Here is a 23,601-nt window from a genome sequence, read left to right as displayed (position 1 = left end):
TTACTGGACGACGTAAGCCGAGGATAGCATGACTTCAGCCCCGCACTTGGTGGTATTTACCGGCTCGGGAATCAGCGCGGAGAGCGGCATTCAAACCTTCCGCGCCAGCGATGGCCTCTGGGAGGATCACCCGGTGGAAGAGGTCGCCACGCCGCAAGGGTGGCGGCAAGACCCGGAGCGGGTGCTGGCGTTCTATAACCAGCGCCGGGAGCAGATTCGCCGTGCGAAGCCCAACGCCGCCCATAAAGCGCTGGCGGCGCTGGAGCAGGATGGCTTTCAGGTCAGCGTGATTACCCAGAATATCGACGACCTGCACGAGCGGGCAGGCTCGCGCCACGTGCTGCACCTGCACGGCGAGATTTTGAAGGCGCGCTCATCGGTGGATGCACGGCTGCGCTACCCGCTGTTAAAGGGGGGTATTGCCCTGGGCGATGTGTGCGATAAGGGCAGCCAGCTGCGCCCCGACGTGGTGTGGTTTGGCGAGGCGGTGCCGCTGTTCGAAGAGGCCTGCGAGCTAGTGAGCCAGGCGGATTTCCTGCTTGTGGTCGGCACCTCGCTGGCGGTGATGCCCGCCGCATCGCTGCTCACTTATATCGATTACGACACCCCTTGTGCGCTGGTGGACCCCGACGCCGATGAGCTTAGCCCCCCCGGCGTGCTGGCGATCAATACCACGGCGGGGGAAGGTGTGCCAGCGCTGGTTAACCAGTGGCGTAAGCAGGGGAATTTGATCTTACCTTGATTTAACGACTGGGGAGGTTCGCTTAACCCTAGGCGGGGGCGCTGTGAACCCCTCCATGGGCGCTACTTTCGCCATCTGACCGCCATGGATGGCGGGAATGCCGGTATTGTTGGGAACATTGGCCGGCCCTGGCGAAAGACCCCCACTACGGGTTGTTCGAACCGGCCGATAGCACACTAGAGGCGCTACTCTAAAAACCACGCTTTCATTACCCCGGTAATCTGGGTGAGCTCGGCATCTGTCGCGATATAGGCGGGCATGGTGTAAAGCCAGCGGCCAATGGGGCGCAGCCACACGCCCCGCGCTCGGGCAAACGCGGCAACGCCTTTCAGCGCCTCGCTGCTGTATGCTTCGATCACCGCCGTTGCGCCTAATACGCGCACGTCCGCTACGGCCGGATGTGCGCGCAGCGCTACGTCTTCTAATAGCTCGCGCTGTAACGTTTGGCTGAGCGCGGCAATTTTCTCCAGGTAGTGCTCCTCCTCGAACACCTTCAGGCTCTCCAGCGCCACGCGGCAGGCCAGCGGGTTGCCCATAAAGGTGGGGCCGTGCATGAAAGCGTGGTGCTCACTGTCGCCAATAAATGCCCCGTGAACCCGGTCGTTAGCCAGCGTGGCCGCATGGCCCAAGTAGCCGCCGGTCAGGCCTTTGGAGAGCACCATGATGTCTGGCGTGACGCCCGCGTGGTCGGCGGCAAACAGCTTGCCGGTGCGGCCAAAGCCGGTGGCGACTTCATCAAAAATCAGCAGCACGCCAAACTCATCGCACAGCGCCCGTGCGCCGCGCAGGTAGTGAGGCGAGGTCATGTTCAGCCCGCCCGCCGCTTGCAGCAGCGGCTCCATCAGGAGCGCAGCAATCTCATGGTGGTGGCGCGCTAGCACCTCCCGCAGCGCGGCGAGGTCCCGCTCTACCTGCTGCGGTGTCGCGTCGAAGGAGGCCGTGGGGGCTGGGGCAAAGTGGTGCTGGGGCAGCAGGCTGGCGAACAGACTGTGCATGCCCTCTTCGGGGTCGCACACCGCCATGCAGCCGGTGGTGTCGCCGTGGTACGCCTTCATGAGCGAGAGCATTTTGCGCTTACCGGGGTGGCCGCTCAGCACCTGATACTGCAGCGCCATCTTCATGGCCACTTCCATACCCACCGAGCCGCTATCGGAGAAGAACACATGGTTCAGCCCCGGCGGGGTAATGCGCACCAGCGCCCTTGCCAGCTGGTCGGCGGGGTCGTGGGTCAGGCCGCCCAGCATCACATGGCAAAGCTCCCCAGCCTGCTCGCGAATGGCGGCGACGAGGCGCGGATGGCCGTAGCCGTGAATCATGCACCACCAGGAGCAGGTGGCATCCAGCAGGCGCTCGCCGCTTTCCAGCGTAAAGTAACTGCCGCTGCCGCTGACTACCTTGGGCGCAGGCGTTTGGGTTTTGAGATGGGCGTAGGGGTGCCAAACGGGGGAGTTCATGGCGTCGCCTCCTGGGTGGCGAGGGGGAGCAGCGCATCAAGGGAGAGGTAGCGCTGCGCGGTGGCCGCATCCGCCGTGGTCAAATGAGGAATGATGCCCAAGCAAGGGGCGGGCAGGGCGCGTTTTAGCAGCGCCACATTGGCTGCAAAGCGCGGGCTGTCGTCGGCAAAGGCGGGGTCCACCACGCTGCCTACCCAGCCCGCCAGCGTGAAGCCATCGGCGGCGATGGCCTCGGCGGTGAGCCTTGCATGGTTCAGGCAACCCAGCTTCAGCCCAACCACCAGAATCACCGGCAGCCCGAGCGCGCAGGGCAGGTCGGAAAAGTCCTCCGCCTCGTTCAACGGCACTCGCCAGCCGCCTGCGCCTTCGATTAGCGTCAGATCCCGTGGCGTGCTGGTTAACGTCTCGCTGAGCGCCTGAGTAACCCTTGCCACGTTAAGCACCGCACCTGCTTCCAGAGCGGCAAGATGCGGCGCAATGGCGGGGGCAAAGGCCCAGGGGTTCACCGTTGGATACTCCACCGGCGGGAAGCTTTGCGCCTGTAGCGCCAGGGCGTCGCGGTTGCGTAGGCCGCTGGGCGTGGCCTCGCTGCCGGAGGCAATCGGTTTTAACCCCAGCGTGGTGAGCTGGCGCTGGCGGGCGGCGCCCAGCAGCGCGCTAGTGACCAGGGTTTTGCCCGCGTCGGTGTCGGTACCGGTGACGAAATAGCTGTTATTCATATTGCGCTTTCCAGTTGTAGCGTCAGGCAGTGGTAGCTCACCGGCAGCCCCTGTGGCGTGCGTAGCGACTCATAGCGGGCCTGGGCGGTGGCAAGCGCTTGGCGGTTCAGCCGAGCGTTGGGTCTGGCCACTTGGGCTCCCACGCCTTTGATGGAGGCCATCACGGCATTCAGGTCGGGGTAGAAAAAACGCCGTTGATCGCAGGCGTGCTGGGTGAGGCGCAGGCCGCTTTGTTGAATGGCCCGCTGTACGGCGCTGGCATCCGGCGTTTGCAACAGGGCCTCGGGGCGCTGCCAGGCGGTGGCGACTTCGCTCAGCGTGCCGGGCAGTAGCGTGGTGATGCGCGCCTGCCCGTCAGGGGCGAGCACCCGCGCCAACTCCTGCATCACCGCGCCGATATCCGGGCACCACTGAATCGCCAGGTTAGAGAACACGAGATCCACGCTTGCGTCGTCCAGCGGCAGCGCGGCGGCATCTCCCTGTTGCCAGCGTATGGCATCGCCATATTGCGCCTGGGCGTGGGCGAGCATACCCGGCGCCAGGTCAAGCCCGGTGATGGTGGCGTTTGGGTAGTGGGTCGTCAGCCGCTGGGTCCAGTAGCCGGTGCCGCAGCCAAGGTCGAGCACGTGCTGGGCACTCTCCGGCAGCGTTTGCCAGAGCGTTTCGCCAATGTCGCGCTGGGCGCTAGCGAGATCATCGTAGCGTGGTGCCGCCCGTGAAAAAGCCCGAGCGACACGCTCCTGCCAGCGGGGCAGTGGAAGCGAGGTGACCGGTGTGTTCATCGCGGCTCCTGTAGCGCGCGCGTGGCCTGCTCGGCCAGCCGTGCCGCCAGTGGGGCGGGTTGGGAGAGCATGGGGCAGTGCCCTGCGGCTTCCAGCCGAAGCGCTTGCTGGCGCGTGCTGCTTGGTAGCAGCGGGTCGTGAGCGCCTGCCAATCGGCGGATAGGGCAGGGAGGGCTGGCAAGCAGTGCCCGGTTATCCAGCGTTTCAAGCCACATGAGCCCTTGCGCGAGCGTGTCGGTATCGGCGTGGGGAGCCTCACCTAACTGGGCTCGTAGCTGGCGGTGGGCCTCGCGGGCATTGAGTTCGCCCTGGGCCTGCCAGCGCAGAAAGTGCCGCCACGTGGCAACAGGGTCTCGGTGGAAGGCGCGCTGAAAGCTGGCAAGCTCGTCACTCCTCACACCGCCCTCATTCTTCGCGTCACTACAAAAACGGCTGCCTGCGCCCAGCAGCAGCAGGGCCTTGGGCAGCGGCAGGTAATCAAGCAGCGCTGTGGCCAGCAGCCCACCCAGTGACCAGCCCACCCAGGCGGCATCGCTGGGTAGCTCGGGTGCCATCCGTTCGGCGAGCGCTTCAATGTGTGTGGGGGTAGGTAGCGCAGGAGATTCGCCGTAGCCGGGCCACTCCACTGCGCTGGGTTCGACATTGCCGGGCCAGTACTCCGAAAGCGTCTGCCATATACGGCGGTCGACGCCCCAGCCCGAGAGTAGGATGAGCTTCATCGCTGCTCCTCGTTCAGGCAGGCAGTGGCCACCTCCAGTAGCCGATCGATATCCCGTTGAGTATGGCGGGCGTTTAACGTGATACGCAGGCGCGCCTCGCCGTTGGGCACCGTGGGCGGTCGAATCGCCCCTACCTGGATAGCGTGCTCATCGAACGTGGCCGCCCATGCCAGGGTGCGCTGCTCGCTTCCCAGCAGCAGCGGTTGAATCGGCGTGTGGGAGTGGCCGAGGGGCAGCCCCAAGAGGGCTGCCTGCTGGCGGAAGTAGTCAATATGGCGAGCGAGCCGTTGGCGGTGCTCCGGCTCCCGCTGCACGATGGCAAGCGCTTCTAGCGTGGCGGCAGCTATCGCGGGCGGTTGGGCGGTGGTGTACACATAGCTGCGGGAAAACTGAATCAGGTGCTCGATGAGCGCAGCGTCGCCCGCCACAAACGCGCCTGAGGTGCCCAGCGCTTTGCCCAAGGTGCCGACCAAGATCGGCACGTCCTGGCTATCACATCCCTCCACGCAGCCTGCGCCGCTCTCCCCGAGCACGCCGAGCCCGTGGGCATCGTCGATCATCAGCCAGGCGCCGTGCTTCTGGCTGATGTTGGCAAGTTCGCCGACGTCAGCGATATCGCCATCCATACTAAACACGCCGTCGCTCACCACCAGCTTATGGGTGGCCGTGCTGCGCGCAAGCAAACGCTGTAAGTCGTGGACATCCCGATGGTGGTAGCGCCGGGAGCGGGCGCCGCTCAGCGCGCCACCATCAAGCAGCGAGGCATGGTTAAATCGGTCCTGAAATATCGCGGTGTTCGAATCCGCTAGCGCCTGCAGTACGCCCAGGTTTGCCATATAGCCCGTGGAGAACAGTAGCGCTCTTTCGCGTCCGGTCCACTCCGCCAGCGCTTCTTCCAAGGCATCGTGAATGCCCAGGTGCCCGCTGACTAAGTGAGACGCCCCTGCCCCTGCGCCAAAGCGTTTCGCGCCTTCGGCCTGGGCCGCCTGAACCCGTGGGTCTTGGGCAAGGCCCAGATAGTCGTTGCCTGCAAAGTCGAGTGCCCCATGGGCAGAGACGCGGCGGTTGCGCCAGCGCTGCTGGCGCTCGCGCTCATCGCGGGCTACCGCTAAGCGCTGGTGCCACACCTCAGACACTGGCATCCACCGCCAGCGCCGCAGCGAGCTCTGCCTGGGCGTTACGCTGCGCCTGTTGGGCCAGCCGCTCGGCGCGCTGTGTATCGTCTTCGCAGGTATCGCGGCGCTCGGGATGCAGGCCCAGCTTGGCAAACAGCGCACGGTCGCGCTCTGCCTGGGGGTTACTGGTGGTCAGCAGCTTGTCGCCGTAGAAAATGGAGTTGGCACCGGCCAAGAAGGCGAGCGCTTGGGTGGATTCGCTCATCTGCTCGCGGCCCGCCGAGAGGCGCACATGGCTTTGGGGCATCATGATGCGCGCCACGGCAATGGCGCGGATGAATTCCAGCGGGTCTAAATCCTCCACGTTCTCCAGTGGCGTTCCCGGCACTTTGACCAGCATGTTGATAGGCACGGATTCGGGGTGCGGAGAGAGCTTAGCCAGCTGCTGCAGCAGCGCGCTGCGATCCTGCGCGCCTTCGCCCATGCCCAAAATACCGCCAGAGCACACTTTCATACCGGCGTCGCGCACGGTGGCTAGGGTCTCTAAGCGGTCGCTGTAGGTGCGGGTGGTGATGATTTCGCCGTAGTAATCGGGGGAGGTGTCGAGGTTGTGGTTGTAGTAGTCCAGCCCGGCCGCCGCCAGCCGGGTGGCCTGCTCACCGTCGACCATACCCAGCGTCATGCAGGTCTCAAGCCCCAGCGCTTTCACTTGGCGCACCATCTCTTCCACCACCACTAAATCTTTATCCCGTGGGCTGCGCCACGCGGCCCCCATGCAGAAGCGGCTAGCGCCAGCCTCTTTGGCCGCCTGGGCCTGGGCCACTACCTTCTCGATTTCTAGCAGCTTCTCTTTTTCCAACTGGGTGTTGTAGTGGCCCGACTGCGGACAGTACTTGCAGTCTTCTGGGCAGGCCCCGGTTTTAATCGACAGCAGAGTAGACACCTGCACCGCGTTGGCATCGAAATGTGCCCGGTGCACCTGCTGGGCTTGAAACAGCAGGTCGTTAAAGGGCAGCGCAAACAGCGCGTTGATCTCGTCAAGCGTCCAGTCGTGGCGCGGCGCGGCATCCGCCGCGTGAGAAGCAGTCGAGGTAGCGGTCACGGGTAAACCTATATTCTTTTGAAAGTTGACAGGACTCTAGCGGGGCTGTGCTGAGGATGTCAACTTTTTGAAGAATGTTGGTTTACCATGGTGCTTGACTGTAGGGAGTATTCGTCAGGATGTATGGCCTGCTTTATACTCTGCGCCCTTTGACGACCCACTGGAGCGCAGATGCCTGACGCGACCTCGCTGCCCCCCGAGCACTATGCATTGACCGACCGCGACCCGGCCACCGGGCATCCGCGCCCGCCTCGGCGTGAATTCAAAGCGCGGGGCAGCTTCGTCAAACGCTGCGAAGGCTGCAACTTGCCCGAGCTGAACTGCCTCTGCCCGTATCAGGTCAAGGCGGAGAGCGACACTCAGGTATGGCTGTTGACCCACTCCATCGAGCACTACAAACCGACCAACACCGGGCGTTTGATTGGCGACGTGCTCACCAATACCCGCGTGTTTACCTGGTATCGCACCGCGCCGGACGACACGCTGGCGGCGCTGCTGGAAGACCCGCGCTACGCGCCGTTCGTGATTTTCCCGGACGACCAGCCGGATTACGCCGACCGCGTGGTGGATATTGACGCGGTGCATGCCGCCAAGCAGCAGGCGCGCATACCGGTATTCATCATTTTGGATGGCACGTGGCGTCAGGCGCGGCGCATGTTCCGCAAAAGCCCTTACCTGGATGTACTGCCGGTACTGCCGCTGCGCACCGAGCGGGAGACCCGCTACCGGCTGCGCAAGCCCGCCTCGAAAGCGCATCTGTGCACCGCCGAGGTGGCCATTGAGCTGCTGCGCCAAAGCGGTGATGAAACAGCGGCAAGCGTGCTGGATGACTACTTTGACGTGTTCAACGATAGCTATGCGGAAAGTCGCTACTATCGCAAGATTGCCGAGCCCACCCCTGCTATGCAGCGGCTGTTAGACAGGCAACAGTAGGAGCATTAAGGGGTTTGGCCTGGCAGCCAGCGTAACAGTACTTTGCGCACCCAGTACCAGCGGTTAATCAGCAGCGCGGCGAAAATCAGGCTGCAGCCCAGCAACTGAAGTAGAGTCATGGTTTCGCTAAACCACCACGCTGCCAGCAGCGCAGTCCATACTGCTTCTAACATCAAAATGACCGCTGCATGGCTTGGCGTGGTCATGCTCTGAGCTTTAATCTGCAAGAAGAAGCGCAGTGAACTCGCCAGCAGGACGCTGGCCATAAACCAGCCGAGAATCGATGTGTTCATGGTCAGCGGTTGGTGCTCCACCACCAGCGATAGCCCTGTCAGCACCACGCCAACAGAAATAAGCTGAAGCGTGGTGAGGGATAAGGCCGGAACGTTACGCACCACGCGGGTATTGACGTTGATCAGCAGTGCAAAACAGAGGGCGGCGCAGGCCATCAGCAACTGGCTGGCTTCGATATTAAAGCCTGCATTGAGCGATAGTAGGGCAAACCCGAGCAGCGCCACGGGTAGCGCGACCCAAGTGGAGCGAGGTGGGCGGTCGCCAAACAGCATTCGTGCCACTACAGGCACCAGGAGAATCCCCAGGCTGTTGATAAAGGCACTCTCGCCCAGATGGTCGGAGTAGTTAAGCCCCAGTACCCAAAAGGCGATCGCCGCGCTGAACAAAACGCCCACCAGCAGGCCGCGGCGCACCCGGCGTGCCGGCATACGCTTTAGGGTAGGCCAGGCAAACCCTAGCAGGATCAGCCCGGCTAATAAAAAGCGTGTGCCGATAAACAGCAAAGGCGGCATGCCTGCTAGTGCTTCTTTGGAAAAGATCCAACCGCCTGCGGCTAATACAGTGACTAGCAGGAGCAGCGCATCGGCTTGCCAGGGTGCCTGTCTAATCGTGTTCATACCGCATTGCCACCAAACAGAGCGCCGGCAATTCTAAAACCAGCTACCCAGGTGCCCACCGCCGAACCCAGCGTGGCGAGAATAAATACCAGCAGGGTGCGAGAGACGCGGTTTTTCCACCAGCCCTTCAGCTGCGTCACATCATGGCGCAGAGTGGAGAAGTCGCGCACCTTGGGCTTGCGCATATACAGCTCGACCCCCGCCGCTACAAAGCCTGCTCCAATGGTGGGGTTAAGTGATGTAAGCGGTGCAGCGAAGAAGGTGGCAATCACCGTGACCGGGTGAGCAAGCGCTGCAATCGTCGCACCGCCAGACAGGATGCCGTTGATCAAAAACCACTCGATGACCAACTGCCAGCCAAGGTCGGTATTGCGTGAAAAGCCCACCACAAATCCGGTAATGACCAGGGCGGTAATCAGCCAAGGGGCGGCTTTCCACAGTTTGGAGGGCGGCGGCGAGGCTTCAAGCGATTCGCGCTCGACTTTGGGGTTTTCCGGCAGCGGCGCTTCTAAGTGCTCACTGGTGCCTTTCAAGTGCCCGGCACCCAATACCAACAGTACATTTTGGTAGCGCCCTGGCGGCGCTTCTTCCGCCAAGCGTAGCGCCATGTAGCGGTCACGCTCACGAATTAAGGGCGTATAGAGCGCTTCCGATTCAGCGGCAAACTCGCTGAAGGTGGCCTCCAACATGTCGCCCTCTTTGAGCTTTTCGATGTCCTCTTTGGAGACATCCTGGCGAGAAAGCACGCTGCCAATCAGCCCTGAGAAGAGCGAGAAGCGCTGCCACCAAGGCACGTTGCGATAAATGCGTTTCAAAGTGATGCCGACATCTCGGTCTACCAGCAGTAGCGGCAGGTTGCGCGTACGGCACTCTTCAACGGCTGCACGCATCTCAGCCCCCGGCTGAATACCGGACTGCTCGGCGATCCGTTGCTGAAAGGCTCCGAGCGCCAGGCTCGCCGCCACCATGCCCGCTTTGCCTTGCTTGAACACCTGAAACAAGTCCTGCTCGCCCATGGCGTCTGGGTTGTCCATGCTGTGGTGACGGGCGTCACACAGCTCAATGGCGACGGCATCGAAGTGACCGCTGTCGATCAGTTGGCGAACGTCGTTGGCGCTCTCGGCAGAGACGTGGGCGGTGCCTAGCAGGGTGTAGTACGTGCCGCCCACCTGAATGGTTTTCAGCGGGCCGCTGGTAGCTGGGAGGGAACTGCTTTCCTGGGCCAGCGGTGTTGCATCATCTTGATTCATTAAAAAGTCTCAACAAAAAAAGTAACGAGTGATGCGCGTTTAACGGCGCCAAAAAGCCGGGGTAAACAGCACCAGTACCGTAAAAATTTCCAAGCGGCCCAGCAGCATGGCAAGCACTAAAATCCATTTGGCGAGGCTGGGCAGATCGCCATAGTGGCTGCTGGCTTCTCCTAAGGCGGGGCCAAGATTGTTCAGCGCCGAGCCTACGGAGGACCACGCCGTTACCTGATCGACTCCCGTCGCCATCACGCCCACCAGCATCAAAAAGAACAGCATCACATAGGCAGAGAAAAATCCCCACACGGCCTGGGCGATGCTATCGGGAACGCTCACTTTGCCGACTTTAACGGCAATCACGGCATTGGGGTGAATGAGCCGCATGACTTCGCGCATGCCCTGTTTCAAGATCAGGATAATACGGATGACCTTCATCCCCCCGGCGGTAGAGCCGGAGCATCCGCCGACAAAAGCGGCCACAAACAGCAGAAACGGTAGTGCGCCCGGCCACCCGGAAAAGTCCGCCACGGCGAAGCCTGCGGTGGTGGCCACTGAGACGACTTCAAACAGCGCATGGCGCAGCCCAACGATGTCATCGTAGGTATCGGTGAGCCACAGGGTAATCACGGTAATCGTGGTGAGCCCGGCTAAAAACAGCATAAGAAAGCGCGCTTCCGGGTCTTGGAAGTAGTGCAGTAAGCGCTTTTCTCGCCAGGCAATAAAGTGCAGGCTAAAGCTGAAGGCAGAGATCAGCATAAAGCTAATGCAAATAAGTTCGATGGCGGCGCTATTAAAGTAGCCAATGCTGGCATCGTGGGTTGAAAAGCCGCCGATGGCGACGGTGGAGAAGCTGTGCCCCAGCGCATCAAACCAACTCATCCCCGCCAGCATATAGGCCACCATGCAAGCAAACGTGAGCGTTGCGTAGATATACCAGAGCGCTTTAGCGGTTTCGGTAATTCGTGGGGTTAGCTTGGAGTCTTTCAATGGCCCAGGAATTTCGGTGCGGTAAAGGGCCATCCCCCCGACGCCCAGGGTGGGCAAAATGGCCACGGCCAGTACCACGATCCCCATACCGCCTAGCCACTGTAGCTGCTGGCGATAGTAGAGTACCGATTCCGGTAAAAAATCGATGCCGGTAATCACCGTGGCGCCGGTGGTCGTCAGGCCGGAAAACGACTCAAACACCGCATCGGTAATGCTCAGTGAGCCTTCGCCAAACAGCATGAGCGGCAGCGAACCAAATAGGGCCAGTACCGTCCAGAACATCGCGGCGATAATAAAGCCGTCACGGATACGCAGCTCTTTATGGGCACGGCGATTGGGTAAGTAGAGCAAGAGCCCGGTGATGACGGTAATCGCAATACCGCTCATAAAGGCGTGCCAAACGCCGTCGCGAAACCAAAGTGACATCAGCATAGGTGGCAGCATGGTGAGGCTGAAGAGCATCAGTAGCAGCCCTAAAATACGTAGAATGACCCGCAAACTCATAGTAGTGGTTGTCTCATACGCTGGCCGGCTCCTTAGAAAAACGTTAATCCGACCTGGAACAGGCGCTCAACGTCGCGAATACGCCGCTTATCGATCACAAACAGAATGATATGGTCGCCGCTGTCCACCAGCACGTCGCCATGGGCGATAATGACCTCTTTGCCCCGCACAATGGCGCCGATGGTGGTGCCGTCGGGTAGGTCGATCTCGCGGATGGTACGGCCCACCACCTTGGACGACTGCTTATCGCCATGGGCAATCGCTTCGATGGCCTCCGCCGCGCCCCGGCGCAGCGAGTGCACGTTGACGATATCGCCTCGGCGCACATGGGTCAGCAGGCTGCCGATGGTGGCCTGCTGAGGGGAAATGGCGATATCAATGTCGCCGCCCTGGACTAAATCGACGTAGGCAGCGTTGTTGATCAGCGTGAGTACTTTCTTTGCCCCCAGCCGCTTGGCCAACAGCGACGACATGATGTTCACTTCGTCGTCATTGGTCAGCGCGCAGAAGATATCGCAATCCTCGATGTTCTCCTCTTCCAGCAGCCGTTTGCTGGTGGCGCTGCCGTGGAGCACCACGGTGCGGTCCAGCCGCTCGGAGAGCGTGGTGCAGCGCTCCAGGCTGTGCTCGATAATCTTCACCTGATGGCTGTGCTCCAAGTGCTCCGCCAGCCGTTCGCCGATATTGCCGCCCCCAGCAATCACTACCCGACGGAAGTCCCGCTCCACCTTGCGGAGCTCGCTCATCACGGCGCGGATATCTCGCCGGGCCGCCAGGAAGAACACCTCGTCGTCGGCCTCAATCACCGTGTCGCCCCGGGGAATAATCGGCCGGTTGCGGCGATAAATCGCCGCCACGCGGGTTTCCACGTTAGGCATGTGCTTGCCCAAAAACGCCAAATCCTGGCCCACCAGCGGGCCGCCGTAGAAGGCCTTCACCGCCACCAGCTGCACCAAACCACCGGCAAACTCCAGCACCTGCAGCGCGCCGGGGTGTTCGATCAAGCGGCGCACGTGGTCGGTGACTACCTGTTCGGGGCTGATCAGCACGTCGATGGGGATCGCTTCGTGGGCAAACAGGCCCTTACGAGTGAGGTAGGCGGTGGAGCGCACCCGGGCAATTTTGGTAGGGGTGCGAAACAGCGTATGGGCCACCTGGCAGGCGATCATATTGATCTCGTCGGTGTTGGTCACCGCGATCAGCATGTCGGCGTCTTCGCAGCCCGCCTGGCGTAGCACAATGGGGTAGGAGCCCGCGCCGGTCACCGTGCGGATATCCAGCTTGGTGTGCAGTTCGCGCAGTTTTGCGCCGTCGGTATCGACGACGGTGATGTCGTTCTCCTCGCGGGCAAGGTGCTCCGCTAGGGTGCCGCCGACCTGGCCGGCGCCAAGAATGATGATTTTCATTGCTGAGCATCGGTTCCGTTATAAGCGCCAGCGCGTTTCCGGCTTGCGGTGTGCGCTGCAATAAAGACGGCGGCCAGTGTAAACCAGCCGCCGTCGAAAAGCAGGTAGGGAATTACTCCAGAGTGAAGCCGACTTTGACGGTCACTTGCCAGTGGGCCACGCGGCCATGTTCAATATGGCCTCGGGTGTCGGTGACTTCGAGCCAGCGCATGTTTTGAACGCTTTCGGAGGCTTTCGCCAGGGCGTTCTGCACGGCTTCCTCAATCCCTTTTTCGGATGAACCGGTTAGCTCAATGTGCTTATAGGTGTGATGACTCATGCTATCTCCTTGCTTGTCATTAAAGAATGGCTTAGAGCGATATCATCGTCTAGGCCGTCCGCTTCTCTAGTCTGGCATAAAAAAAGCCATCGTGACTGCTTTGCGCGGGAAACAGCTGGCGTCCCTGACCGCTCTGCTCTCCCCAGGCCACATCGTGGGGCGTGGTGGCGTTGGCATCCGGTGTGCGTGCCAGAAACGCATCGATTTGTGCCGCGTTCTCTTCGGGCAGCACTGAGCAAGTGGCGTAGAGCAGCGTGCCGCCAGGACGCAGTAGCGGCCAGAGGTTATCCAGCAGTTGGCGCTGCAGTTTAGCGAGCTGACGAATATCCTCTTTACGGCGTAGCGCTTTGATATCCGGGTGGCGACGAATCACGCCCGTGCCCGAGCAGGGGGCGTCCAGCAAAATGGCGTCAAACGGTGTGCCGCCCCACCAGTCGCGGGTAGTGGCGTCGGCGTGCTTTAGCTCGGCGCTCAGCCCTAAGCGGCTGAGCGTATCGTCCACCCGCGCCAGCCGCTGGTTGTCGTTATCAATAGCGGTGAGTGCAATATCAAACTGCTCTAACAGATGGGCGGTTTTGCCGCCAGGCGCGCAGCAAGCATCCAATACGTGAGCACCGGGGCGTGGGGCGAGCGCCGGGCCAAGCAGCGCTGCAGAGAGCTGCGCCGCTTCATCCTGCACGCTGACGTGGCCCTGCTCAAAACCGGGCAGTATGGCAACGTCGCAGGGCGTTGTTAGCGTAATGCCGTCTGGAGCGTGACAACAGAGATGCCCGTCTAAGCCTTGCTCGGTCAGCTGCTGGAGATACGCTTCACGGTCGTTATAGTGCTGGTTGACGCGTAGGGTCATCGGTCCTGGCTCGTTATTGGCCTGGGCAATGGCACGCCACTGTTCAGGCCAGGCGTGGCGCAGGGCGTCCAGCAGCCAGGGCGGATGCTCCAGGGCAACGTTTTCGTCACGATCAACGACTTCTTGCAGCGCGTCGGCTTCACGCTGCAGGCGTCGCAGGCAGCCGTTCAATACTCGGGTGGCCCACTCTTTGCCAAGCAGGCGTGCTGCCCCGGCGGTTTCTCCTACCGCTGCGTGGGCAGGAATGCGCATATAAAGCAGCTGATAAATACCTACCAGCAGCAGAGCGTGGATATCGGCATCGCGCTTTTTAAATGGCTGTTTGAGGAGTTGGCTAGCCAGTGCTTCTAGGCGTGGAAGGCGGCGGCAGGTGCCGTAGCAGAGCTCTTTCAGCAGGCCACGGTCTCGGGCCACTACGCTATGTTCATCCAAGCTGGCCAGCGACCCTTTATCAGTGAGAACCGGGACGAGGCTACGGGCGGCGGCTGCGCGGACATCTAGGCCGCTGCCGCCTTTGGCTGGGCGTTGCTGGCTCATTGGCTAGCTCCTTGCGGGGTTTGCCCAAGGCGAACGCCGACGGTGAGTGAGGTTTGGCGGGCGTTTAATAAGTCGCGTACCGCCATCGCTTTGCCGCCGGGTAGCTGGGCACGGCTGACACACAGCACTTCTTGCCCTTGCTCTCCGCAGGCAATACGCAGGTGATCATCGCCATGTTCCAGCAGCGTGCCGGGGGGCGATGACGGCTGCTCACCTTGCTCGACGCTGGCCATGAGTAGGCGCAGGCGGTCGTTACCCAGCGTACACCAGGCCACCGGCCACGGGTTGAAGGCGCGGATTTTGCGTGCCAGCTGTTCGGCGGGCTGAGTAAAGTCTAGCTCGGCCTCGGCTTTGCTGAGCTTGGCGGCGTAGGTCACGCCCTCTTCCAGCTGAGGCGTTGCCTCCAGGCTGTCGCTGTCCAGCTGGTCCAGCACGTTCACCAGTGCATTGGCACCTTGAATGGCCAGCCGGTCGTGGAGGTCGCCACCGGTGGTGCGGGAGGTAATTGGGGTACGCACTTCGTACAGCATGGCGCCGGTATCCAGCCCCGCATCCATTTGCATGATGGTAACGCCGGAGGCGCTGTCGCCCGCTTCGATAGCACGCTGAATCGGCGCCGCACCGCGCCAGCGGGGCAGCAGCGAGGCGTGCACGTTAATGCAGCCTAGGCGCGGCGTGTCCAGCACCGCTTGGGGCAGCAGGAGCCCATAGGCGACGACGACCATCACATCGGCGTTCAATGCCGCCAGTTCGGCTTGAGCATCGGCGTCTTTGAGACTGGCGGGTTGGTACACCGGCAGCCCGTGCTCTTGAGCCAGCTGTTTGACGGGGCTGGGAGTGAGCTTGCGACCACGCCCAGCAGGGCGGTCGGGCTGGGTGTAAACCGCCACCACTTCGTGCTCACTGTCGAGAACGGCGGCAAGGCTGGAAGCGGCGAAGTCTGGCGTGCCAGCAAAAACAACGCGTAACGGTGACATGGTGGTGAGCCCTTAAGTGACGAGAGGATGACGAAAGAAAGATGCCGTGTATGAAACGCATAAAGGCCGAGAGGCAGCGCTGTTGTTACAGGCGAGTGCCTGTTGGGGCAGCGTGTCAGCTCGGCCAGTGGCCATGTTGCAAAACGCGGGTTAGGCGTCGTTCATCAGCTTGTGGCGCTTTTGCATTTTTTTCATCACCCGGTCGCGTTTAAGCGGAGATAGGTAATCCACAAACAGTACGCCTTCCAGGTGGTCGTACTCATGTTGAATGCAATGGGCCAGCAGGCCATCCGCTTCCAGCTCGTAAGGCTCACCGTTGCGGTCCAGCGCATTTAGCTTCACTTTCAGGTAGCGCGGCACTTCAGCGTAGTACTCAGGGATCGACAAACAGCCCTCAGAGAGCGGCTCTTTGGCCTCGCCAATGGGCTCGTAGCGCGGGTTAATCAGCACCAGCGGCTGGGAGTTATCGTCGCTGACATCCATCACCACTACGCGGCGATGCACATCAATTTGCGTTGCCGCAAGGCCGATGCCGCGCGCGTCGTACATGGTCTCCAACATATCGTCGACGAGCTGGCGGACCTCGTCGTCAACGGTTTCCACCGGTACCGCCTTGGTGCGCAGGCGCTCGTCGGGGAATTCGAGAATAGGAAGTTTGGCCATGGCGTTACAATCACCGTTATGCTGAGTCTTTAAGATGAGCAGGCTGCCACCTGTGTCGGCGAGCCTAACTACTTTACTATTGACCACTATATCATGCTGATAGCGTTCCTGGGCACGCGCGACACCGTGCAGCCCCTTAAACCGCTTCACCAACGACTGCCCGGGGAGAATCGGATGGTGGCTCTAAAGCCTCTTTATTATAGCGTCTTTGGCGTGCTCTTAATGTGGGTGCTGTCGGTCAGCCAGCCAGCCTTAGCCGTGGAAGGGCTGCGCAACGATGCGCCACAGCGCTACGAAGTAGTGCCTGGCGACACGCTATGGGATATCTCCGCCCGTTATTTACGCTCGCCCTGGCAGTGGCCTTCGCTATGGCAGGCGAATCCGCAAGTTCGTAACCCGCACCTTATCTACCCTGGCGATGTGCTGGTATTGGGGACATGCCAAGGCCAACCGTGCCTTTCTGTGGAGCGGGGCCAAGGGGTCGTAAAGCTCTCGCCGCAGATGCGTACAGTGCCTAAACGAGAGGCGATTACTCCTATTCCGATGGAGGTGGTGCGCGCCTTTCTACGGGAGCATCGCGTGGTGGAGCCAGGAGAGAGCCCGCAGGAGCTTGCGTATGTGGTGGGCGGCGATAACCAGCGCTTGATTAGCGGCGCAGGCGATACCCTGTACGTGCGTGGCAACGTACCCGCCAGAACGCGCCTGGGCATCTACCGTCCAGGCGAGCCCTATGTATCAGCCAATGGCGCACTGTTGGGCGATGAGTTGATCAATATTGGCGAGGCGCGCTACCTGGGCAGCGAGGGCGATATTGCTCGCATCGAAGTGCTTAGCGCCTACCAAGAAGTGCGTAATAACGACATCCTGCTGCCTCTGGAAGATCGTGAGCTAAGCGATGCCTTTGTTCCCCGCGCACCGTTGAATAACGTGTCGGGCCAGATTGTTGCGGTACCGGGCGGAGTACGATTTATTGGGCGGCTGCAAGTGGTGGCACTGGACCTGGGAACGCAAGACGGCCTACAACCGGGCCATGTATTGCGCGTAGACCAGCAAGGGGAGTTGGTAACTGACCCACGTACCCAAGAACTGCTGCGGTTGCCCAATACCGAGGCAGGATTGGTGATGGTGTTCAGGCCCTATAACCATATGAGTTACGCCTTGGTCATGCAGGCCTCAAGGGTGCTGGCAGTGGGAGATAGTGTACGCACGCCGACGCGCTAAAGGTGTGCATCAAGATTTGATATAAGGGGAACTCTATGGACGCTAAGGAGTGGCTGGCGGTAAATGCTTTGCCCGGTATGGGCGCTGCGCGGATTGCGCAAATGGTGGCGCGCAAGCCTCAATGGCCACAAGGGTGGCTAGCGACTTTGCCCAGCAATGCCGCCAATGCCCTGCGATTGTGGCTGGCGCAGCCAGAACGCAGCCCGCTGCAACAAACGGTCAATGACACCCTCTCCTGGTTACAAGAAGGCCCCAACCGCCATCTGCTTCACCGCGACCATCCTGCATGGCCAGACCTTTTAAACCAACTTCCTGACCCGCCAGCAGTACTATGGGCCCAGGGCGATCTTCGCGCGTTAGAGGCCCCAGGCCTTGCCATGGTAGGTACTCGTCGCCCAACGTCGGAAGGGAGTGGACATGCCCAGGCGTTTGCACGGGAGCTGGCCAACCGAGGCTGGTGCATTGTCAGCGGGATGGCGCTGGGTGTGGATGGGGTGGCTCAGCGTGCGGCACTCGCCGCAGGTGGAAGCTCCATTGCCGTGCTTGGCTGTGGTATTGATGTCATCTACCCCGCCCGCCATCGGGATTTGTATGAACAGCTCAGTACGCTACCCGGCGGCTTGCTGCTCTCTGAGCATCCACCAGGCACCGTGGCCCGTCCGGCCTTTTTCCCCCGGCGCAACCGAATTGTAACGGGCCTTTCGCTAGGCACCTTAGTGGTTGAAGCAACCGAGAAGAGTGGCTCGCTCGTCAGCGCCCGCCTCGCCCTAGAGCAGGGTCGCGAGCTGTTTGCGCTGCCGGGTTCGCTGCACAATGTCCAGGCTCGTGGCTGCCTGCAGCTGTTGCGTAGCGGCGCCACCCTGGTGCGCCATGTGGACGATATTCTCGAAGAGTTACAGCATTGGGTGTCGCGCTTTATGCCTGCGCCGCTAGCAGTTGCAGCCGATGAACCGTTGGCTCATCAACCGAGTGTTGAAGTACCGTCGGCGGATAATCTGTTAAACGCCTTAGGCCCATCGCCTACCCCCATTGATGTGTTGGTGCAGAGCACCGGTATCTCGGTCAGCGAGTGCCAGCAGCGGCTATTGATGCTGGAGCTGGATGGCAAAGTGACGCAGCAGGCGGGTGGTTGGGTGCGGCTGGCAGCGCCATGGTAAGATGCAAGCTCAATTTTGTGATTGGCTGAGAGCTTATCAGGAGCGTCTATGAAACCGGCAGTTGACGTGAAGGCGGCGGTGAGCGCACTGCGCGCGGGCGGCGTCATTGCATGCCCCACGGAAGCGGTGTGGGGGCTAAGCTGCGCCCCCGACAATGACGAAGCGCTAGCGCATTTAATGCGTATCAAAGCGCGCGACCCTGCCAAGGGCGTGATTCTGGTGGCGGCGAGTATCGAGCAATTTCAGCCCTGGTTGAACCAGTTGCCGTTGGAACTCCATGCGCCGTTGGCGGCCAGTTGGCCAGGCCCGAATACTTGGCTGGTGCCGGACAATGGTCGCAGCCACGGCTTGGTGCGTGGTGCCCACCAAAGCGTCGCCCTGCGGGTGACCGACCATCCGCTGATGAAAGCACTGTGCGAAGCCTTTGGCGGGCCGCTCGTCTCCACTTCCGCTAACCGTGCAGGCGATCCGCCCGCTATGAGCGCGGAAGAAGTCGCCACGATCTTTGGCGATGACGTAGCCGCCATCGTGGCAGGTGAGTTGGGTGGCAATGCCAAGCCCAGCACCATTAGGGATTTGGTGTCCGGCAAAGTGATGCGCGCTTAGTATCCAGCGCGTTTCTAATCGTCACTGCCTAAGCACGACCTACTATTTATTACTGACTATTTACTACCGACAAATCACGACCCACCCCTTCAGGAGTTACCGTGGCCCACGAGCACCTAGACGACGTTAAAGCGTACCTTCTCGACCTTCAGGAGCGGCTCTGTGCAGGCCTTGCCGCTGCTGATGGCCGTGCCGCGTTCAAAGAGGATAGCTGGCAGCGTGAAGAGGGCGGCGGGGGGCGCTCGCGGGTGATGGAGTCGGGCGCTATTTTCGAAAAAGGCGGCGTCAATTTTTCCCATGTCCACGGTGCGCAGCTGCCGCCGTCTGCGACTGCTGCCCGGCCCGAGCTGGTCGGGCGCAGCTTCCACGCGGTGGGAGTCTCCTGGGTGATGCATCCTGAAAACCCCAATGTGCCCACAAGCCACGGCAACGTTCGCTTCTTTATTGCCGAAAAAGAGGGCGAGCCGCCGGTGTGGTGGTTTGGTGGCGGTTTTGACCTAACCCCCTACTATCCGGTGTTTGAAGATGTGGTGCACTGGCACCAAGTGGCCCGCGAGGCCTGCGCCCCCTTTGGTGAGGGTGTTTACGAGCGCTACAAAACGTGGTGCGACGACTACTTCTATCTGAAGCACCGCGAGGAGACCCGCGGCGTCGGCGGACTCTTTTTTGATGACTTGAACGAAGGCAGCTTTGAAGAGTGCTTCGCGTTTCAGCGCGCGGTGGGTGATAGCTTTCTGGATGCTTACCTCCCCATTGTCGAGCGCCGCAAGCAGGACGCCTGGGGCGAACGCGAGCGTGACTTCCAGCTTTACCGCCGCGGCCGCTACGTGGAGTTCAACCTGGTGTGGGACCGTGGCACGCTGTTTGGCCTGCAAAGCGGCGGGCGCACGGAGTCCATTCTGATGTCCATGCCGCCGCTGGCCCGCTGGGAGTACGCCTTTACTCCGGAGCCTGGCAGCCGCGAAGCAGCGCTGCACGACTACTTGGTACCACGCGATTGGCTGGCTGAGGCTGCCCAGCAGAGCAACGCCTAAGGAGCTTCGATGACTGACCGCTACTGTGTGTTTGGTAACCCAATCAAACACTCTAAATCGCCGCTGATCCACGGTGAGTTTGCCAGCCAGACTCATCAGGCCATGAGTTACACCGCCGAGCTGGCGCCGGTAGAGGGGTTTGCCGACGCATGGCGGGCGTTTATCGCCGATGGTGGCCGTGGTGCCAACGTGACCGTTCCCTTCAAAGGCGATGCCTTTGCGCTTTGCGATACCCTGAGCCACCGCGCCAAGCGCGCCCAGGCGGTGAATACGCTGATTGTGGGCGGTAACGGGCGTACCTATGGCGATACCACCGACGGTATCGGGTTAGTGCGGGATTTGGCCTATCATCGCGTCCCCCTGACGGGTAAGCGTGTGCTGGTCATCGGCGCAGGCGGCGCGGTGCGTGGCGTATTGGAACCGCTGCTGGCGGAGCAGCCCAGTGAGGTCGTTATCGTCAACCGCACGGCGGAGAAAGCCGAGCAGTTGGCCCAAGCGTTTGCCGACTTGGGCAATATCCAGGGCGGCGGTTTTGCATCCATCGACGGGCAGTTTGATCTGGTGATTAACGGCACCAGTGCCAGCCTATCAGGCGCGCTGCCGCCGCTGCCGGAGACGCTGTTTGCCGAAGGTGCCTGGGCCTACGATATGATGTACGGTTCAGAGCCGACGGTGTTTCTACAGTGGGCGGGGCCGCGAGGCGCCAAACTGCTGGATGGTTTAGGGATGCTGGTTGAGCAAGCCGCCGAGTCGTTTTTTCTATGGCGCAACGTGCGGCCTGAAACGGCCAGCGTGCGCACGCTGCTGCGGCAATCGCTCAACTATTAGCCGGTAGGGGGATAGGCGATAGTTGAAGCAATGGGGGCGAACGCCCCCATTCAGGTTGTGCTCGGGCTAACGCGGTTTGGTATAAAACCCCACCATACACATCACTAACCCCACCACCGAGAGCAGCATGCCGCCGTTTACCAGCAGCGGCGAGCGCTGCAGCCACGACACAAAAGGTTGTGGCGTATCGTAGCAAGCCCCTTCCAGATAGTTCCAGTAGCCGCCCTCAAGCTGGCAGGCGCGAACGTCCCCCAGCTCCCAAAAATAGACGCCCAGCAGTACTAAAATCGGCAGGACTAACAGCAGTAAACCCAATCGAATCATTGAAACCTCTAAGTGCTGCTATGGGCGCGGGCAGTTTGGCGTACGACCATTGCTGCGGGCTTGCTCATAGAGGGCCACGGCTTGATCCATGTTGCCTTGCAGGCCTTGAATGCGCTGGCCCTGATCAGGGTGGGTAGACATCCACTCGGGGGGCGCGCCGCCACCTGTGGCTGCCTGCATGTTCTCCCACAGGGTGACGCTTTCACGTGGGTTGAAGCCTGCTTGGGCCATGAGGTCTAGGCCAATCACATCGGCCTCGCTCTCATGGGCGCGGGAGAATGGTAGTACGATGCCGTACTGAGCGCCCATGCCGAGTACCCCCATCAGCTGCTGGCCACCGGCGGACTGCATGCCGGAGGTGCTGGAGAGTACCGATAGGCCTAATGATGTGGCGCTCTCGGTTGAGGCGCGCTCATTGGCGTGGTTGGCCAGCACGTGACCAATCTCATGACCAATCACAGAGGCTAATTGGTCCTGGGTTGTGGCAATATCCAGCATGCCCGTGTTCACACCCATGTAGCCGCCAGGAAGGGCAAAGGCGTTGGGCTGCTCGGATTCAAACACCCGGATTTGCCAGTCTAACTGCTGCTGCTCGGCAGGCAGTTCCGACACAATGGCATCCGCAATACACTGCACATAACGATGGCTTGCCTGACCCGCTGTGGGCAGTTCCTGCTGATATTGGGTAAACGCCTGACGGCCCATCTCGTTCAGCTCGCTATCAGAGAGCAGCAATAGCTGCGAACGGCCGGTGGGGGAGGTCGTACAGGCGGCGATTGAGGCGCAGAGCGCCGTAACCGCTAATGGGCGAAGCCAACGCATAGACAGTTTCCTTATAGACGAGTGGGGATCCTTGCACACAAGATAACCACTGACAGTGGTAAATCAACCCTTATCATAACGCACTCTGAGGATGACGATGGATGCTGAATTAAGCCAGCGCCTAGCGCGGTTACTCGATCATGTTGACCACTGGCTGCCGCCAGCGCCCACGCCGGTTGAGTGGGACACCCATGTAGCGGCCATCTGGCAGCGCCACCCACTGGGCGGGCGGTTAGTGCCGGTACCCCCGAGAGACACCATGACGCTGGACGACCTGCTGGGTATTGAACGCCAAAAGCTGGCGTTGGTTGATAACACCCGCGCCTTTTTGCAGGGGCTGCCAGCTAACCATGCGCTGCTCTGGGGTTCCCGTGGCAGTGGTAAGTCGTCAGTGGTACGCGCGCTGCTGAACTCGCTGGCCAGTGAAGGCCTGCGGTTGATCCAGGTCGATCGCCATGACCTGGCAAGCCTCCCGCTGCTGGTGGAACAACTGCGTCATCAGCCGCACCGCTTTGTGGTGTATTGCGACGACTTGTCGTTCGAAGGCAACGACGATGCCTATAAAGCGCTTAAGAGCGTGCTGGATGGCGCGCTGACCGGGCCGCCGGACAACGTACTGCTCTATGCCACCTCCAACCGTCGCCACCTGCTGCCGGAGTCGATGGATGACAACAGCGGTTCACGACTGGTAGGCGAAGAGCTGCATCACGGCGATGCGGTGGAAGAGAAAATCTCGCTGTCAGACCGTTTCGGCCTGTGGCTCGGCTTCCATCCGTTTAGCCAAGCGACCTATCTTGAAGTATGCGAACACTGGGTGGGGCGTATTGGCGGGAAGCAGGATTGGGATGATGCGGCTCGGGCGGAGGCGGTTCGTTTTGCCACGCTGCGCGGCGGGCGTAGCGGCCGGACGGCGTGGCAGTTTGCGGCCCAGTACGTGGGCCGCAAACGCCTTCATGAGCGCGGTGAGTAGCGCGCTTGGCAAGACTTAGCGTTGGGGGATGAGCTGCCCGTCGGCGCCCACGTTCAAGCGAATGGTCGGGGTGAGCAGGCCAGAGGGCAGTGTCATGCCCAGGCCGCGTAAATCCCCTGGGGTGATGGCCAGCTCACTGCCTGCAGGCAGCTCCCCTTGGCTGGCGAGTTGGCTCGCCAGCTCCAGCATCGGCGTCATTTTCTGGTGGTCGGCGGCCAGCACATCAAAGGCCACCGGCAGGCGGAGATTGGCGTCTTCCCCAGACGTGAGGGTAACGTTCTGCTCATAATTGCCTTGCACTGGGTCTACGCCGGGCATGTCCAGCGTCCAGCGAAAGCCAGACATCTCCACTGGAGGCATGCCAGCGGGCAGGCCAAGCCCCATCGCCAAGGTGGCTTGCACCGGCAAGCTGCCAGCACCCAGGCTAGAGGCCAGCAAGCTCGATAGATCGCTGGTGTCCAATCCAGCATTGACGCTGTAAGGGCCAATGCGTACGTCCTCAATCCCCAGCGATGTGACCGCCAGACGAAACGCAAACAACCCTGTTTGAGGCAACGCCAAGCAGCCGGTTAGCAGGCTCGCCAGCAGCAGTAAAACCAAACCGCGTCCGCGACGAAAAGCGTAGTGCATGTACGTCCCTCCTAAGAAGGGCAAGAGTGATAGAGCAAGTATCTA

General features: G+C 61.1%; 25 protein-coding genes. 8 read left to right on the top strand and 17 right to left on the bottom strand.

Annotated features, from left to right (window positions below):
* The first annotated feature begins 28 nt into the window (after positions 1-28).
* On the top strand, positions 29-742 hold the full coding sequence (locus tag ACIGG6_RS13165; RefSeq protein ID WP_159341157.1) for an SIR2 family NAD-dependent protein deacylase: 714 nt from the start codon (positions 29-31) through the stop codon (positions 740-742).
* A gap of 185 nt (positions 743-927) precedes the next feature.
* Here the strand turns inward: ACIGG6_RS13165 and bioA are convergent, their stop codons facing one another.
* The 6 genes from bioA to bioB are packed head-to-tail and all read right to left on the bottom strand — an operon-like array spanning position 928 to position 6,633.
* Positions 928-2,196, bottom strand: coding sequence for an adenosylmethionine--8-amino-7-oxononanoate transaminase (bioA, locus tag ACIGG6_RS13160; protein WP_399844968.1), 1,269 nt, complete (start codon positions 2,194-2,196; stop codon positions 928-930).
* The gene (gene bioD / locus ACIGG6_RS13155; protein ID WP_399844965.1) at positions 2,193-2,915 is read right to left on the bottom strand and encodes a dethiobiotin synthase; all 723 of its coding nucleotides are present in this window, start codon (positions 2,913-2,915) and stop codon (positions 2,193-2,195) included. Before bioD ends, bioA begins: the two co-directional genes overlap by 4 nt.
* Entirely contained in the window at positions 2,912-3,697 is a 786-nt protein-coding gene (locus ACIGG6_RS13150) for a methyltransferase domain-containing protein (protein WP_399844963.1), read from the bottom strand. The genes bioD and ACIGG6_RS13150 overlap by 4 nt, the downstream gene beginning before the upstream one ends.
* Positions 3,694-4,416, bottom strand: a complete 723-nt coding sequence (locus ACIGG6_RS13145) for an alpha/beta fold hydrolase (RefSeq protein WP_399844960.1) — start codon at positions 4,414-4,416, stop codon at positions 3,694-3,696. The genes ACIGG6_RS13150 and ACIGG6_RS13145 overlap by 4 nt, the downstream gene beginning before the upstream one ends.
* Positions 4,413-5,558 carry an 8-amino-7-oxononanoate synthase gene (gene bioF, locus ACIGG6_RS13140; RefSeq protein ID WP_399844959.1) on the bottom strand — a complete coding sequence of 382 codons (1,146 nt, stop codon included), beginning with the start codon at positions 5,556-5,558 and terminating at the stop codon, positions 4,413-4,415. The genes ACIGG6_RS13145 and bioF overlap by 4 nt, the downstream gene beginning before the upstream one ends.
* The gene (bioB, locus tag ACIGG6_RS13135) at positions 5,545-6,633 is read right to left on the bottom strand and encodes a biotin synthase BioB (RefSeq protein WP_399844957.1); all 1,089 of its coding nucleotides are present in this window, start codon (positions 6,631-6,633) and stop codon (positions 5,545-5,547) included. Before bioB ends, bioF begins: the two co-directional genes overlap by 14 nt.
* Positions 6,634-6,804: 171 nt before the next feature.
* Between bioB and ACIGG6_RS13130 the strand changes: the two genes are divergently transcribed.
* Complete coding sequence (locus ACIGG6_RS13130; protein ID WP_399844956.1) at positions 6,805-7,566, top strand: tRNA-uridine aminocarboxypropyltransferase; 762 nt, start codon at positions 6,805-6,807, stop codon at positions 7,564-7,566.
* 5 nt (positions 7,567-7,571) lie between these two features.
* Here ACIGG6_RS13130 and ACIGG6_RS13125 read toward each other — a convergent pair whose 3' ends face one another.
* The 8 genes from ACIGG6_RS13125 to def form a co-directional block, all read right to left on the bottom strand.
* Positions 7,572-8,477 carry a DMT family transporter gene (locus ACIGG6_RS13125; protein ID WP_399844954.1) on the bottom strand — a complete coding sequence of 302 codons (906 nt, stop codon included), beginning with the start codon at positions 8,475-8,477 and terminating at the stop codon, positions 7,572-7,574.
* Positions 8,474-9,727, bottom strand: a complete 1,254-nt coding sequence (locus tag ACIGG6_RS13120; RefSeq protein WP_253502139.1) for a TraB/GumN family protein — start codon at positions 9,725-9,727, stop codon at positions 8,474-8,476. Before ACIGG6_RS13120 ends, ACIGG6_RS13125 begins: the two co-directional genes overlap by 4 nt.
* 39 nt (positions 9,728-9,766) lie before the next feature.
* Positions 9,767-11,215, bottom strand: a complete 1,449-nt coding sequence (locus ACIGG6_RS13115) for a TrkH family potassium uptake protein (protein WP_253502142.1) — start codon at positions 11,213-11,215, stop codon at positions 9,767-9,769.
* A gap of 32 nt (positions 11,216-11,247) precedes the next feature.
* Positions 11,248-12,621, bottom strand: coding sequence for a Trk system potassium transporter TrkA (gene trkA / locus ACIGG6_RS13110; RefSeq protein WP_399844951.1), 1,374 nt, complete (start codon positions 12,619-12,621; stop codon positions 11,248-11,250).
* 112 nt (positions 12,622-12,733) lie between these two features.
* Positions 12,734-12,940, bottom strand: coding sequence for a dodecin (locus ACIGG6_RS13105; protein WP_399844949.1), 207 nt, complete (start codon positions 12,938-12,940; stop codon positions 12,734-12,736).
* A 49-nt stretch (positions 12,941-12,989) separates the two neighbouring features.
* Positions 12,990-14,324, bottom strand: a complete 1,335-nt coding sequence (gene rsmB / locus ACIGG6_RS13100; RefSeq protein ID WP_399844948.1) for a 16S rRNA (cytosine(967)-C(5))-methyltransferase RsmB — start codon at positions 14,322-14,324, stop codon at positions 12,990-12,992.
* Positions 14,321-15,301: a methionyl-tRNA formyltransferase gene (gene fmt / locus ACIGG6_RS13095; protein WP_399844946.1), complete on the bottom strand. Its 981-nt coding sequence runs from the start codon at positions 15,299-15,301 to the stop codon at positions 14,321-14,323. The genes rsmB and fmt overlap by 4 nt, the downstream gene beginning before the upstream one ends.
* Positions 15,302-15,451: 150 nt before the next feature.
* Positions 15,452-15,964: a peptide deformylase gene (gene def / locus ACIGG6_RS13090; RefSeq protein WP_399844945.1), complete on the bottom strand. Its 513-nt coding sequence runs from the start codon at positions 15,962-15,964 to the stop codon at positions 15,452-15,454.
* A 174-nt stretch (positions 15,965-16,138) separates the two neighbouring features.
* On the opposite strand from def, the gene ACIGG6_RS13085 reads away from it, so the two are divergent.
* The 5 genes from ACIGG6_RS13085 (at position 16,139) to aroE (ending at position 20,810) form a co-directional block, all read left to right on the top strand.
* On the top strand, positions 16,139-17,185 hold the full coding sequence (locus ACIGG6_RS13085) for a LysM peptidoglycan-binding domain-containing protein (RefSeq protein WP_399844943.1): 1,047 nt from the start codon (positions 16,139-16,141) through the stop codon (positions 17,183-17,185).
* A 35-nt stretch (positions 17,186-17,220) separates the two neighbouring features.
* A complete protein-coding gene (gene dprA, locus ACIGG6_RS13080; protein ID WP_253502156.1) occupies positions 17,221-18,342 on the top strand; it encodes a DNA-processing protein DprA in 1,122 nt (373 codons plus the stop codon).
* 48 nt (positions 18,343-18,390) lie between these two features.
* A complete protein-coding gene (locus tag ACIGG6_RS13075) occupies positions 18,391-18,948 on the top strand; it encodes an L-threonylcarbamoyladenylate synthase (protein WP_399844942.1) in 558 nt (185 codons plus the stop codon).
* Positions 18,949-19,049: 101 nt separating this feature from the next.
* Entirely contained in the window at positions 19,050-19,982 is a 933-nt protein-coding gene (hemF, locus tag ACIGG6_RS13070; protein ID WP_399844939.1) for an oxygen-dependent coproporphyrinogen oxidase, read from the top strand.
* A gap of 9 nt (positions 19,983-19,991) precedes the next feature.
* Positions 19,992-20,810 carry a shikimate dehydrogenase gene (gene aroE / locus ACIGG6_RS13065; protein WP_399844936.1) on the top strand — a complete coding sequence of 273 codons (819 nt, stop codon included), beginning with the start codon at positions 19,992-19,994 and terminating at the stop codon, positions 20,808-20,810.
* Between the two features lie 66 nt (positions 20,811-20,876).
* Here the strand turns inward: aroE and ACIGG6_RS13060 are convergent, their stop codons facing one another.
* The gene (locus ACIGG6_RS13060; RefSeq protein WP_044628936.1) at positions 20,877-21,134 is read right to left on the bottom strand and encodes a hypothetical protein; all 258 of its coding nucleotides are present in this window, start codon (positions 21,132-21,134) and stop codon (positions 20,877-20,879) included.
* Positions 21,135-21,152: 18 nt separating this feature from the next.
* A complete protein-coding gene (locus ACIGG6_RS13055) occupies positions 21,153-21,956 on the bottom strand; it encodes a M48 family metallopeptidase (protein WP_399844933.1) in 804 nt (267 codons plus the stop codon).
* 97 nt (positions 21,957-22,053) lie between these two features.
* Here ACIGG6_RS13055 and ACIGG6_RS13050 point away from each other — a divergent pair, with 97 nt between their 5' ends.
* Positions 22,054-22,926 (top strand): ATP-binding protein, encoded by an 873-nt coding sequence (locus ACIGG6_RS13050; RefSeq protein WP_399844930.1) that lies wholly within the window; start codon positions 22,054-22,056, stop codon positions 22,924-22,926.
* Between the two features lie 15 nt (positions 22,927-22,941).
* Here ACIGG6_RS13050 and ACIGG6_RS13045 read toward each other — a convergent pair whose 3' ends face one another.
* Positions 22,942-23,556: a hypothetical protein gene (locus ACIGG6_RS13045; protein ID WP_253502170.1), complete on the bottom strand. Its 615-nt coding sequence runs from the start codon at positions 23,554-23,556 to the stop codon at positions 22,942-22,944.
* Positions 23,557-23,601: the final 45 nt, after the last annotated feature.

The sequence above is a fragment of the Vreelandella lionensis genome (genome assembly GCF_044543515.1).
GTDB classification, from domain to species: Bacteria; Pseudomonadota; Gammaproteobacteria; order Pseudomonadales; family Halomonadaceae; genus Vreelandella; species Vreelandella lionensis.
The sequence above is the reverse complement of the archived record's forward strand: the minus strand, read 5'-3'. Positions and strand labels throughout refer to the sequence as shown.

Coding starts and splice junctions, on each gene's coding strand:
- ACIGG6_RS13060 (WP_044628936.1), bottom strand. CDS start 21,134: ATGATTCGATTGGGTTTACTGCTGTTAGTCCTGCCGATTTTAGTACTG.
- ACIGG6_RS13105 (WP_399844949.1), bottom strand. CDS start 12,940: ATGAGTCATCACACCTATAAGCACATTGAGCTAACCGGTTCATCCGAA.
- bioF (WP_399844959.1), bottom strand. CDS start 5,558: ATGCCAGTGTCTGAGGTGTGGCACCAGCGCTTAGCGGTAGCCCGCGAT.
- ACIGG6_RS13075 (WP_399844942.1), top strand. CDS start 18,391: ATGAAACCGGCAGTTGACGTGAAGGCGGCGGTGAGCGCACTGCGCGCG.
- trkA (WP_399844951.1), bottom strand. CDS start 12,621: ATGAAAATCATCATTCTTGGCGCCGGCCAGGTCGGCGGCACCCTAGCG.
- bioA (WP_399844968.1), bottom strand. CDS start 2,196: ATGAACTCCCCCGTTTGGCACCCCTACGCCCATCTCAAAACCCAAACG.
- bioD (WP_399844965.1), bottom strand. CDS start 2,915: ATGAATAACAGCTATTTCGTCACCGGTACCGACACCGACGCGGGCAAA.
- ACIGG6_RS13115 (WP_253502142.1), bottom strand. CDS start 11,215: ATGAGTTTGCGGGTCATTCTACGTATTTTAGGGCTGCTACTGATGCTC.
- ACIGG6_RS13165 (WP_159341157.1), top strand. CDS start 29: ATGACTTCAGCCCCGCACTTGGTGGTATTTACCGGCTCGGGAATCAGC.
- ACIGG6_RS13130 (WP_399844956.1), top strand. CDS start 6,805: ATGCCTGACGCGACCTCGCTGCCCCCCGAGCACTATGCATTGACCGAC.
- fmt (WP_399844946.1), bottom strand. CDS start 15,301: ATGTCACCGTTACGCGTTGTTTTTGCTGGCACGCCAGACTTCGCCGCT.
- ACIGG6_RS13045 (WP_253502170.1), bottom strand. CDS start 23,556: ATGCACTACGCTTTTCGTCGCGGACGCGGTTTGGTTTTACTGCTGCTG.
- ACIGG6_RS13050 (WP_399844930.1), top strand. CDS start 22,054: ATGGATGCTGAATTAAGCCAGCGCCTAGCGCGGTTACTCGATCATGTT.
- aroE (WP_399844936.1), top strand. CDS start 19,992: ATGACTGACCGCTACTGTGTGTTTGGTAACCCAATCAAACACTCTAAA.
- dprA (WP_253502156.1), top strand. CDS start 17,221: ATGGACGCTAAGGAGTGGCTGGCGGTAAATGCTTTGCCCGGTATGGGC.
- ACIGG6_RS13125 (WP_399844954.1), bottom strand. CDS start 8,477: ATGAACACGATTAGACAGGCACCCTGGCAAGCCGATGCGCTGCTCCTG.
- ACIGG6_RS13055 (WP_399844933.1), bottom strand. CDS start 21,956: ATGCGTTGGCTTCGCCCATTAGCGGTTACGGCGCTCTGCGCCTCAATC.
- ACIGG6_RS13150 (WP_399844963.1), bottom strand. CDS start 3,697: ATGAACACACCGGTCACCTCGCTTCCACTGCCCCGCTGGCAGGAGCGT.
- ACIGG6_RS13120 (WP_253502139.1), bottom strand. CDS start 9,727: ATGAATCAAGATGATGCAACACCGCTGGCCCAGGAAAGCAGTTCCCTC.
- def (WP_399844945.1), bottom strand. CDS start 15,964: ATGGCCAAACTTCCTATTCTCGAATTCCCCGACGAGCGCCTGCGCACC.
- ACIGG6_RS13085 (WP_399844943.1), top strand. CDS start 16,139: ATGGTGGCTCTAAAGCCTCTTTATTATAGCGTCTTTGGCGTGCTCTTA.
- ACIGG6_RS13145 (WP_399844960.1), bottom strand. CDS start 4,416: ATGAAGCTCATCCTACTCTCGGGCTGGGGCGTCGACCGCCGTATATGG.
- rsmB (WP_399844948.1), bottom strand. CDS start 14,324: ATGAGCCAGCAACGCCCAGCCAAAGGCGGCAGCGGCCTAGATGTCCGC.